The organism is Bradyrhizobium sp. CCBAU 65884 (assembly GCF_028128835.1).
Classification (GTDB): Bacteria; Pseudomonadota; Alphaproteobacteria; order Rhizobiales; family Xanthobacteraceae; genus Bradyrhizobium; species Bradyrhizobium ottawaense.
The window spans coordinates 1-10736 of sequence record NZ_LBJU01000059.1 but is presented as its reverse complement, the minus strand read 5'-3'; the positions used below and the strand labels follow the sequence as shown (position 1 = coordinate 10736).

The 10736-nt window shown below is 64.3% G+C and carries 12 protein-coding genes; 11 read left to right on the top strand and 1 reads right to left on the bottom strand.

Features of this window, described 5'->3' with window-relative positions; genetic code table 11:
• Nucleotides 1-56: 56 nt before the first annotated feature.
• A complete protein-coding gene (locus XI03_RS02085; RefSeq protein ID WP_271591168.1) occupies nucleotides 57-728 on the bottom strand; it encodes a DUF938 domain-containing protein in 672 nt (223 codons plus the stop codon).
• A gap of 267 nt (nucleotides 729-995) precedes the next feature.
• Here XI03_RS02085 and soxX point away from each other — a divergent pair, with 267 nt between their 5' ends.
• From soxX to XI03_RS02030, 11 genes are all read left to right on the top strand, one after another.
• Nucleotides 996-1322, top strand: coding sequence for a sulfur oxidation c-type cytochrome SoxX (soxX, locus tag XI03_RS02080; RefSeq protein WP_085968002.1), 327 nt, complete (start codon nucleotides 996-998; stop codon nucleotides 1320-1322).
• A 25-nt stretch (nucleotides 1323-1347) separates the two neighbouring features.
• Entirely contained in the window at nucleotides 1348-1839 is a 492-nt protein-coding gene (gene soxY, locus XI03_RS02075) for a thiosulfate oxidation carrier protein SoxY (protein ID WP_271591167.1), read from the top strand.
• Between the two features lie 13 nt (nucleotides 1840-1852).
• Complete coding sequence (gene soxZ / locus XI03_RS02070) at nucleotides 1853-2164, top strand: thiosulfate oxidation carrier complex protein SoxZ (protein WP_028139707.1); 312 nt, start codon at nucleotides 1853-1855, stop codon at nucleotides 2162-2164.
• Nucleotides 2164-3027: a sulfur oxidation c-type cytochrome SoxA gene (soxA, locus tag XI03_RS02065; RefSeq protein WP_271591166.1), complete on the top strand. Its 864-nt coding sequence runs from the start codon at nucleotides 2164-2166 to the stop codon at nucleotides 3025-3027. The genes soxZ and soxA overlap by 1 nt, the downstream gene beginning before the upstream one ends.
• Nucleotides 3024-3329: a hypothetical protein gene (locus XI03_RS02060; protein WP_271591165.1), complete on the top strand. Its 306-nt coding sequence runs from the start codon at nucleotides 3024-3026 to the stop codon at nucleotides 3327-3329. The genes soxA and XI03_RS02060 overlap by 4 nt, the downstream gene beginning before the upstream one ends.
• Before the next feature lie 53 nt (nucleotides 3330-3382).
• The gene (soxB, locus tag XI03_RS02055) at nucleotides 3383-5134 is read left to right on the top strand and encodes a thiosulfohydrolase SoxB (RefSeq protein WP_095424996.1); all 1752 of its coding nucleotides are present in this window, start codon (nucleotides 3383-3385) and stop codon (nucleotides 5132-5134) included.
• The gene (locus XI03_RS02050) at nucleotides 5131-5589 is read left to right on the top strand and encodes a DsrE family protein (protein ID WP_271591164.1); all 459 of its coding nucleotides are present in this window, start codon (nucleotides 5131-5133) and stop codon (nucleotides 5587-5589) included. Before soxB ends, XI03_RS02050 begins: the two co-directional genes overlap by 4 nt.
• Nucleotides 5590-5880: 291 nt before the next feature.
• Nucleotides 5881-6918, top strand: coding sequence for an MBL fold metallo-hydrolase (locus tag XI03_RS02045; protein WP_028139702.1), 1038 nt, complete (start codon nucleotides 5881-5883; stop codon nucleotides 6916-6918).
• 80 nt (nucleotides 6919-6998) lie between these two features.
• Entirely contained in the window at nucleotides 6999-7166 is a 168-nt protein-coding gene (locus tag XI03_RS02040) for a hypothetical protein (protein WP_162832267.1), read from the top strand.
• A 287-nt stretch (nucleotides 7167-7453) separates the two neighbouring features.
• On the top strand, nucleotides 7454-8662 hold the full coding sequence (locus XI03_RS02035; protein ID WP_028139701.1) for an MFS transporter: 1209 nt from the start codon (nucleotides 7454-7456) through the stop codon (nucleotides 8660-8662).
• A 221-nt stretch (nucleotides 8663-8883) separates the two neighbouring features.
• On the top strand, nucleotides 8884-10599 hold the full coding sequence (locus tag XI03_RS02030; RefSeq protein ID WP_038970732.1) for an N-acyl-D-amino-acid deacylase family protein: 1716 nt from the start codon (nucleotides 8884-8886) through the stop codon (nucleotides 10597-10599).
• Nucleotides 10600-10736 lie beyond the last annotated feature (137 nt).

Sequence of the window (10736 nt, the reverse complement as noted above, 5' to 3'; positions counted from 1 at the left end):
TGCCTTGCTGCACGAAGAACGTGGATGCCGGGGACAAGCCCGGGCATGACGGTTTCCTACCGCTCAAACACCAGCGTCAGATTGTTCGCGGGCATGTCGATCGTATCGACGAGGCGAAGACCCGCAGCCTTCGCGAGCGTCTCGACATCGCCGATGTCGCGCACGCCCCAGTCGGGATTGCCTTCACGCAGGGAGGTGTCGAACACCGCATTGCTGAGCGCGGTGTGCTTGCCGTCGCGCTTGAACGGGCCATAGAGGAACAGCTTGCCGTCGGGGCGTAAGTAACGGCCGGCGCCGGCGAACAGGCCCTCGGCCACGGCCCAGGGCGCGATGTGGATGACATTGGCGCAGAACACCGCCGCAAGGCTCGTCGGCGCCTGTCCGCTTTTCATCTCCGGACACCAGTCGGGATCGGTGAGATCGATCCGCAGTGGGCTGCGGATGTTCGAGAGGCCCGTATGGACGCGCCAGGCCTCGATGCTCTTGAGGTGGCGCTGGTTGAGGTCGCTCGGCCACCACATCAGGCCGGGCGTGTGGCGGGCGAAATGGACCACGTGCTGGCCGGTTCCGCTGCCGAGCTCGACCACGTTGCCGGTCAGCCCGGTGAGGTGCTTTTCCAGCGCCGCCCAGATGGGCAGGTGGTTGCGATGGAACGCCGGCGCATCGAGCCGCCCATCGGGCTCGACCCGTCCGCCATCCCTGCCAAATTCGACGACATATTCAGCCAAGTCAGTCCCCAATAAATGTGAAACAGAAAAGACGGCCCGTAAGGGCCAAACGCCCTAGAATAATTTGCTAGTGCCAACCTGCTGGGATGAACAAACTGTCTCATCGGTTGCAATGCGCAGGATATTAACTCCATTTTGCCGCGTGCATAGTCTTGATTGTCAGACGATGCCCTTTGTGCTTTGGAACGCTTATATTTCCGCAAACGAGATCATCGACATAACGCTTGGGACGATGCCTTGACCGCCTTTCATTGCAAGCTTGCCGTCCTGGTGGCGCTGCTCCTCTCCGCCGGCGCGGCTGTGGCTCCGGCGCGGGCACAATCCGCTGTCGCCGACGGCCAGAAGCTCGCTTTCGATCGCGGCAAGGGCAATTGCCTGACCTGCCACGTCATCAAGGGGGGCGACCTGCCGGGAACAATCGGGCCGGAACTGAAGGACCTCAAGGCCAAATACCCCGATCGCAACGAGCTGACCGCGATCATCTTCGACGAGACCAAGCGCAATCCGCAGACCATGATGCCGCCGTTCGGCCGGAACCGGATTTTGACCGAACAGGAGATCAGCGCGATCGTTGATTTCCTGCAGACCCTGTAACGGCCGGCTGCCCAGGAGACTTGAGATGACCACGACCACCGGCCCGCTTGCGACAAGGCGCCTGATCCTTCAGGGCGCGGCCTCTGTCGTGCTGCTCGGCCTTGGCAATCTGCCGTTCGCGGCGACGCCCGCGCGCGCCGCGGCCAACGACAAATATCCGGAAGAGGCCTTCAAGCAGAAGAACGAGGCCGACGCGATCAAGGCGCTCTATGGCAAGACCGCCGAGCCCTCGGACAAAGTCAAGCTGGATGCGCCCGAGATCGCCGAGAACGGTGGCGTGGTGCCGGTGTCGGTGACGACGACGCTCGACAAGGTCACCTCGATCTCGTTCTTCGTGACCGAGAACCCGTACGCGCTTGCCGCGTCCTACAAGATCGCCGACGGCACCATTCCGGGCGTCGCCAACCGGCTGAAAATGGCCAAGACCACCAAACTGGTCGCCATCGTCGAGGCTGACGGCAAGCTCTACAGCGCCACCAAGGAAGTGAAGGTCACCGTCGGCGGCTGCGGCGGCTAGGAGGATCGGTCCGATGGCATCAAGCATTCGCGTGCGCGCAACATCCAATGGCGACATCACCGAGGTGCAGGCGTTGATCCAGCACCCCATGGATACCGGCCTGGTCAAGGATCCCAAGGGTGAGCTGATCCCCGCGCACTTCATCCAGCAGCTGAAATTCGAATGTAACGGCAAGGACGTCTTCGTCGCCGATTGGGGCACTGCGGTCTCCAAGGACCCCTATGTCAAATTCAGCTTCAAAGGCGCCAAGAAGGGCGACGACCTCAAGATCTCCTGGACCGACAACAAGGGTGCGTCGGATACGACCACCGCGAAGATTTCGTGATGAAGACCCGATCTGCCCTGCTGCTTGGCTCGCTCAGCGCCGCGCTCGTGGCGTTCGCCCTCACCTCTCCGCGCGTCGTCGCGGCCGACAAGGTCGATCCCGTTGCCGACGCCAAGGCGTTCCAGAACTTCTTCTTCCAGAAGTTTCCCGATGTGAAGCACGAGGACTTCGTCAACGGTCCGTATTCCATGAACGCGGACATGAAGCGGCAGTGGCAGGAAAAGGAGGAATTCCCTCCTTATGAGTTCGCGCTCGATGCCGGCAAGGAGATGTTTGCCACTCCGTTCAAGAACGGCAAGACCTATGCCGATTGCTTCCCCAACGGGGGCGTCGGCATCCGCCAGAACTATCCTTACTTCGACGAGAAGGAGGGCAAGGTCGTCACGCTGGAGCTCGCGCTCAACCGCTGCCGCGAGGCCAATGGCGAGGCGCCCTACTCCTACGTCAAGGACGAGATGGCCTCGCTCACCGCCTACATGGCCTTCACCTCGCGCGGCAAGCCGATGGACATCAAGATCCCCGATGATCCCCGCGCGCTCGCCGCGTTCGAGAACGGCAAGCGTTATTTCTACACGCGACGTGGCCAGATGAATTTCTCCTGCGCCAGCTGCCATGTGCAGAGCCCGGGCGAGCGCATCCGCGCCGAGATCCTGGCGCCGGCGCTCGGCATTTTGAACGCGATGCCGATCTACCGCTCCGAATGGAGCGGCATGGGCACGACCAGCCGCCGCTTCGTCACCTGCAACAGCCAGACCCGCGCGGTTCCGCTGGAGCCGCAATCGGACGAATATCGCGACGTCGAATATTTCCTGTCCTATGTTGCCAACGGCTTGCCGATATCAGGACCGGGAGCGCGGCCATGAAGCGGTCACTTCCCCTCGCCATGCTGCTGGCGCTCGGCGTCGCGTCAGCGGCGCGCGCGGCAAATGAAGCGGACTACAAGGCGGCCTATGCCACCGCTGAAGCCGCATCGAAGGAGGCTGCCGGCTTGCGCAACCAGTGGACCGTGACCGTCTCGACGCTGGCCGCGGCCAGGAAAGCGGCGGATGGCGGCGATTTCGACCGCGCCACCGCCGCAGCCAAGGAGGCCGAGGCGCTGGCAAAGGCGTCGATCTTCCAGGCGACCTCTGAAAAAGAAGCCTGGAAGGCGATGGAAATCCGCTAGACTGGCCTTAACTGAAACAGTCTTGCGACATTGAGGGCGCGGAGAATTTTGGTATGGCGATCCGCCGCCGCGATTTCCTGAAGGGCGCAGGCCTTGCCGCTGCATCGCTCAGTCTGCCGCGGCTTGCGCGGGGCACTGAGTCCGCGAGCATTTACGACCTCGAGCGCTTCGGCAACGCGCGCATCCTGCACATCACCGACACGCATGCGCAGCTCAACCCGGTTTATTTCCGCGAGCCCAGCATCAATATCGGCGTCGGTGAGATGGCCGGGCGGCCGCCGCATCTGGTCGGCCGCGCCTTCCTCGATCGTTTCGGCATCCGTCCCGACAGCGCCGATGCCTATGCCTTCACCTGTGTCGAGTTCGAAAAGTCTGCAGGCCGCTTCGGCAAGCTCGGCGGCTTTGCCCATCTGAAGACGCTGGTCGACCGCTTGCGCGGCGATGTCGGCGAGAAGCGCTCGCTGCTGGTCGACGGCGGCGATCTCTGGCAGGGCACCGGGCTTGCCAACGTCATGCAGGGCCGCGACATGGTCGAGGTCGCCAATCTGCTCGGCATCGAAGCGATGACCGGGCATTGGGAATTCACCTATGGCGAGCAGACGCTGCGCGACAATCTCGAGCGCTTCAAGGGCGAGTTTCTGGCGCAGAACGTGTTCCTGACCGAGGAAGCCGCGTTCAACGACGCTCCCGCCTTCGACAAGGCCACGGGACGCGTGTTCAAGCCTTCGATGATCAAGGAGATCGGCGGTCACCGGGTCGCGATCGTCGGCCAGGCCTTCCCTTACGTGCCGATCGCGCACCCCAAGCGGTTCACGCCGGACTGGACCTTCGGCATCCGCGAGGAGGAGTTGCAGAAGCATGTCGATGCCTTGCGCGGCACCGACAAGGTCGATGCCGTCATCCTGCTGTCGCACAACGGCATGGACGTCGACCTCAAGCTCGCAAGCCGCGTCACCGGCATCGACGTCATTCTCGGCGGCCATACCCATGACGCCGTGCCGCAGCCCATCGCCGTGAAGAACGCCGGCGGCACCACGCTCGTCACCAATGCCGGCTCCAACGGGAAATTCCTCGCCGTGCTCGATCTCGCGATCGACAAGGGCAAGGTCAGCGACATTCATTATCATCTCCTGCCGGTCTATTCCGAGCTGCTGAAGCCCGACCCCGGAATGGCCGAGCTGATTGGCAGGCTGCGCGCGCCGCATGTGACCGACTGGTCGGCGAAGATCGCAACGCCCGACCGCCTGCTCTATCGGCGCGGCAATTTCTCCGGGCCGGTCGACGAGCTGATCTGCACGGCGCTCCGCACCGAGCTCGATGCCGAGATCGCGCTGTCGCCGGGGTTCCGCTGGGGCGTCACCGCGCTGTCGGGCCAGGCCCTGACCATGGAGGATCTGCTCGCGGAAACTGCGATCACCTATCCCGAGACCTATGTGCAGGAGATGACGGGAGCCCAGATCAAGGACGTGCTGGAAGACGTCTGCGACAACCTCTTCAACGCCGATCCCTATTATCAGCAGGGCGGCGACATGGTGCGCGCCGGTGGACTCAGCTACACCTGCACGCCGACCGCCGCGATCGGCGGCCGCATCTCGGAAGTGAAACTCCATGGCGGCAAGGCGCTCAGCGCCAGCCACCGCTACAAGGTCGCAGGCTGGGCTTCGGTCAACGGCCAGCAAGGCGCGCCGGTGTGGGACGTCGTCGGCAAATATCTGCGCTCGGGCCGGATGTTTCAGGAGCGGCTCGGCTCCGGCGTGACGCTGAGAGGCGTCGAGGACAATCCGGGTATTGCAGGACAGGGATGATGCGGGCGCAACTGTTTCGCGCGGTGCTGCTGACGCTGCTGGCCTGGACGGCGGTGCCGCCAGCATTTGCGCAGCCGGTGCCGCTTCAGGACAAGCCGTTCGCAGAGCACAGGATCGTGCTGCAGCTTTCCGACGGTGATGCAAGGAAGCAGGCGCTGGTGCTCAGCGTCGCCAACAATCTCTTGAAGGCGTACGACCCCGACAAGATCGCGATCGAGGTCGTCGCGTTCGGCCCCGGCGTCGATCTCCTGTTGTCCGGCAGCGAGCGTCGCAAGCAGGTCGAGAGCCTGATCGCGCAGGGCGTGCGCTTCGACATCTGTCTCAACACGGTGGATACGATCGAGCGCGAGATGGGCAAGCGGCCGGAATTCATTCCCGCGGCAACACCGGTGCAGGTCGGGGTCGGGCAGATCCTGTTCCTGGCGGAGAATGGGTATACGGTGGTGAGGCCCTGAGCTTTTTGACGCACAACGGCCACCCCTCACTCGGTGTCATTCCCCGCGAAAGCGGGGAATCCAGTATGCCGCGGCTTCTCCGTTTCCCACGACGGTCTCTGGAATACTGGATCGCCCGCCTTCGCGGGCTATGACGGCTGTGGGTGGGCGGCGGCATGGCCAACCGCCTCCCCATCACGCCCAGCCGCAACAAAAATCTTCCAAATTTCATTCCTTACACAGTGAATTGCTTCTCTTTCCACCCCCCGGCGTAGTAGAATCCTGGAGATCAGTTCCATGCCGGGTCCTGCCATGATCTTCCGCCAGCTCTTCGACAGCGTTTCGGGCACCTACAGCTACGTCCTTGCCAGCCGCCCCGGCGGCGAGGCGCTGATCCTCGATCCCGTGCTGGAGAAGGTCGATCGCTACTGCCAATTGCTGCGCGAGCTCGACCTCAAGCTGGTCAAGGCGGTCGACACCCATCTGCATGCCGACCACGTCACCGGCCTCGGCGAGCTGCGCGACCGCACCCATTGCATGACCGTGATGGGCGACCAGACCAAGGCCGACGTTGTGGCGATGCGGGTCGCCGACGGCGACAAGGTGACGATCGAGGGCCTGTCGCTCGACGTGATGTACACGCCCGGCCACACCGACGATTCCTATTCCTACCTGATGGGCGACCGCGTCTTCACCGGCGACACGCTGCTGATCCGCGGCACCGGCCGCACCGATTTCCAGAACGGCTCCTCGCGCGCCCAGTACGATTCGATCTTCAACCGGCTGCTCAAGCTGCCGGACGAGACGATGGTGTTTCCGGCGCACGACTACAAGGGCGACACCGTCTCCACCATCGGCGAGGAGAAGCGCTACAACCCGCGGCTCCAGGTGCGCTCGGTCGACGAATATATCGAGCTGATGGCCAACCTGAAGCTGCCCAATCCGAAGATGATGGACGTGGCGGTGCCCGCCAACATGCATGTCGGCCTGCATCAGGAGGAGCTGGAGAAGGAAGGCCGCGCGCTCAGCGCGGTCGAGGCGATCCGCATTCTCGGCCGGCCCGACATGCTGCTGGTCGATCTGCGCGAGACCAACGAGCGGATGAAGCACGGCATGCTCGAAGGCGCGCTGCATACGCCCTATCCCTCCGTCGAGGAGAGCCTCAAGCCCGGCGGCATGCTGCGCGAGGTCGCCGCCGCCACCGGCCGCCGCATCGTGTTCTTCTGCGCCTTCGGCGAGCGCTCGGCGATGGCGGTGGCCGCCGCCAAGGCGGCCGGCCTTTCCAACACCGCCCATATCGCCGGCGGCGTGGATGCCTGGAAGAAGGCGGGCGGGCCGCTCGTGCACTGACGGCCCTGCTTGCGATAGGTCAGAAACTACACATATGTTCCGGATAGGATCGGATGCAGCATCACCATCCGGGAACAGCCATGGCCAAGATCGGCAAGCCAAGCGAGCCGCCCAAAATCGCTGACAAAAAGCGGGCGGAAGACAAGGTGAAGATACCCCCGCCTCCGCTCGATGACGATGACTACGAGGACGGCGACATCGCGACGCCCAAGCGTGACCGCTACGGTCCGGATGACGAGTCGTTTTGAGGGGGGCTATGATCCGACGCTAGCGCCCCACTCTCCGCCGTCGTCCCTGCGAACGCAGGGACCCATAACCCCAGGGAGAAGTTGGCGGGGGATCGCCGTCCGGTACTGCGACCTGTCACAATCGATAAATCCCGCGGTATGGGTCCCTGCGTTCGCATGCGTTCGCAGGGACGACAGCGGGGATGGAATCCCCACCCGCACTACCTGCCATGCGCCTGCGTTCATGGACAAATAACCGCTCTCCCCGATAGTTTGCGCGCCTTCCAGGGAGTGAAACCGGAATTGCAATGGTCGACGTTCTCGCCGCACCGCAGCAAGGCAAGGCGGACAGCGCGCTACGCACGCTGACCGGAATCTCGATTGCGCATTGGGTCAGCCATTTCCACCTGCTGGTCCTGCCGATGCTGTTCCCGTTCCTCAAGGCTCAGCTCGGCGTCGGCTATATCGAGCTCGGCTTCGCGCTCACCGTGTTCGCGGTGGTGTCCGGATTGACGCAGGCGCCGACCGGCTATCTCGTCGACCATTTTGGCGCGCGACGAATTCTGCTGGCCGGCCTCACGCTCGGCGGCTTCGCGCTGATCCTGCTCGGTCTGCACCTCAGCTACGCCTCGCTGATCGCCTGCGCCGTGCTGCTGGGTCTCGCCAATAGCGTCTATCACCCCGCCGACTACGCGATCCTGGCCGAGCACATGGACGAGGCGCGGATGGGCCGCGCCTTTTCGATCCACACCTTTGCCGGGTTTCTTGGCGGCGCGGTGGCGCCGGCAATCGTGGCTGCACTCGTCACCCTGTCGGGCGGCGTCGGCGCGCTGATCGCCTCGGGTGCGATCGGCATTGCGGTGGCGTTGCTGCTGCTCGTCATGAACATTCCCGACGCCGGCGCCAGCAAGAAGAAGCCAGGCGCGGAGAACGCGCCGAAGCAGGCTGTCATCACGCCGGCGCTGATCGTGCTGACCGCGCTGTTCATGCTGCTCAGCCTGTCGGTCGCCGGTATCAACAATTTCGGCGTCGTCGCGCTGATGAGCGGCTATGGCACGTCCTACTCGGCCGCCAACGTCATGCTGACGGCATTCCTCGGCGCCAGCGCCGCCGGCGTGCTGGCCGGCGGTTTCCTTGCCGATCACACCGAACGCCATGGCTATGTCGCAGCGGCCTGCTTCGCCGTGAACGCGGCCATCGTGCTGCTGATCGCGCTGGTGACGCTGCCCGGCTGGGCGCTGACTGCCGCGATGACGGCGGCGGGCTTTCTGTCCGGCGTGATCGCCCCCTCGCGCGACATGCTGGTGCGCAATGCGGCTCCTCCCGGCGCTGCGGGGCGCGCCTTCGGCATCGTCTCCACCGGCTTCAATCTCGGCGGCATCATCAGCCCGCTGCTGTTCGGCTGGATCATGGACCAGAGTGCCCCACACTGGGTGTTCGGCGCGTCGGTGGTGTTCATGGTGGCGACGGTGGCGCTGTCCCCGTTCACGGAGCGGAAGCGACAAGCCGGTTCTTGAGGAGCGAGAGCGGCTGCCACAAATTCAATCGTCGTCCCCGCCTAGTGCGCAATTGCGCACGGGGGGCGGGGACCCATAACCCCAGGGAGCGGTTGTGGAGCGAAGCTGCCAACTACGAGTCTTCGCCAAACTCCTCCCTGTGGCTATGGGTCCCGGATCTGCGCTGCGCTTGTCCGGGACGACGAAAGAAGACTTAGAAAAACAAAAACAGGAAGAAACACATGAGCACCCCTGATCTCGTCATCCGCGGCGGCACCGTTGCGGATGGAAACGGCGGCGAACTGTTCGAGGCCGACGTCGCCATCACCGGCGGCAGGATCAGCGAGGTCGGCAAGGTCTCTGGCAAAGGCGCCGAGGAAATCGACGCACGCGGAAAGCTGGTGACGCCGGGTTTCGTCGACGTGCACACCCATTACGACGGCCAGGTCACCTGGAGCCAGGACATCACGCCGTCCTCGCAGAACGGCGTCACCTCGGCGATCATGGGCAATTGCGGCGTCGGCTTCGCGCCGTGCAAGCCGGCCGACCACACCCGCCTGATCCAGCTGATGGAAGGCGTCGAGGACATTCCCGAGCCCGTCCTGAGCGCCGGCATCCCCTGGGCCTGGGAGAGCTTTCCGGACTACATGAACTGGCTCTCCAAGCGCGATTTCGACATCGACGTCGGCGCGCAGCTGCCGCACGCGGCGCTGCGGGTCTATGTCATGGGCGAGCGCGGCGCACGCCGCGACCCCTCGACCACCGAGGACAATGCCGCAATGGCCAAGCTCGCGGGCGAGGCGGTTCGCTCCGGCGCGCTCGGCTTCTCGACCTCGCGCACGCTCAACCACCGCACCTCCACCGGCGACTTCACGCCGACGCTAAAGGCCGGCGAAGACGAGCTCACCGCGATCGCCGGGGCGATGCACAGCCAGGGCCGCAGCGTGCTGCAATTCGTGCTCGATCTATCCACCATCCACGAAGACTTGCCGATGATGTTGCGGGTCGCCGACACGACGAAGTGTCCGATCTCGTTCTCGATCACGCAGAACGACAGATCGCCAAACCGCTGGCGCCAGACGCTGGACGAGATCAATGCGGCGGCCAAGCGCGGCCTCTCTATCACCGCGCAGATCGCGGCGCGCCCGGTCGGCCTGCTGCTCGGGCTCGAGCTGTCGCGCAATCCGTTCCAGACCCATCCTAGCTACAAGGCGATCGCGCATCTTCCCTTGAAGGAGCGGCTGGCGCGGCTGCACCAGGCCGACGTGCGCAAGGCAATCCTGAGCGAGACGGCAACCGCCACCGACGATCCGCTGTTCTTCCGGCCCAACTACGACAAGATGTTTTTGCTCGGCGATCCCCCCGATTACGAGCAGCCGCCGGAGAACGCGCTGGGGCCGCAGGCGCGCAAGCAGGGCCGTCAGCCGGAAGAGCTCGCCTATGACGCGATGCTGTCGGACCAGGGCCGCGGCATGCTCTACGTGCCGTTCCTCAACTATGCCGACGGCAATCTCGATGCGACGCGCGAGATGCTGATCGACCCGCAATCGGTGCCGGGCCTGTCCGACGGCGGCGCGCATTGCGGCATCATCTGCGATGCCAGCTTCCCGACCTATCTGCTGACGCATTGGACGCGCGACCGCACGCGCGGCGAGAAGCTGTCGATCCCGTTCGTGGTCGCAGCGCAGTCGCGCAAGACCGCACTCTCGGTCGGCCTCACCGATCGCGGCCTGATTGCGCCCGGCTACAAGGCCGACGTCAATGTGATCGACTATGACCGTCTGCACCTGCATCCGCCGAAGGTGCATTACGATCTGCCGGTCGGCGGGCGGCGGCTGTTGCAGGACGTCGACGGCTACGAGGCGACGATCGTCTCAGGCGTGGTGACGCGGCGGCATGGCGAGGCCACGGGCCGCCGGCCGGGGAAGCTGATCCGCGGGGCGCAGGGGGTGAATTAGCAGCTGATGGTGAGTGAGGCGCGAAGTCCGCGCCTCATTCTCAGTGTCGTCCCTGCGAACGCGCTAGGGCATGCACATATCTGGTGCGGCGGATTGACTCGGGTTCGCCCTGGGGGTTCCAGAATCGGAGATCTATG

Coding starts and splice junctions, on each gene's coding strand:
- XI03_RS02050 (WP_271591164.1), top strand. CDS start 5,131: ATGATGCGGGCGCAACTGTTTCGCGCGGTGCTGCTGACGCTGCTGGCC.
- soxY (WP_271591167.1), top strand. CDS start 1,348: ATGACCACGACCACCGGCCCGCTTGCGACAAGGCGCCTGATCCTTCAG.
- XI03_RS02040 (WP_162832267.1), top strand. CDS start 6,999: ATGGCCAAGATCGGCAAGCCAAGCGAGCCGCCCAAAATCGCTGACAAA.
- XI03_RS02045 (WP_028139702.1), top strand. CDS start 5,881: ATGATCTTCCGCCAGCTCTTCGACAGCGTTTCGGGCACCTACAGCTAC.
- XI03_RS02035 (WP_028139701.1), top strand. CDS start 7,454: ATGGTCGACGTTCTCGCCGCACCGCAGCAAGGCAAGGCGGACAGCGCG.
- XI03_RS02060 (WP_271591165.1), top strand. CDS start 3,024: ATGAAGCGGTCACTTCCCCTCGCCATGCTGCTGGCGCTCGGCGTCGCG.
- soxZ (WP_028139707.1), top strand. CDS start 1,853: ATGGCATCAAGCATTCGCGTGCGCGCAACATCCAATGGCGACATCACC.
- soxA (WP_271591166.1), top strand. CDS start 2,164: ATGAAGACCCGATCTGCCCTGCTGCTTGGCTCGCTCAGCGCCGCGCTC.
- soxB (WP_095424996.1), top strand. CDS start 3,383: ATGGCGATCCGCCGCCGCGATTTCCTGAAGGGCGCAGGCCTTGCCGCT.
- XI03_RS02030 (WP_038970732.1), top strand. CDS start 8,884: ATGAGCACCCCTGATCTCGTCATCCGCGGCGGCACCGTTGCGGATGGA.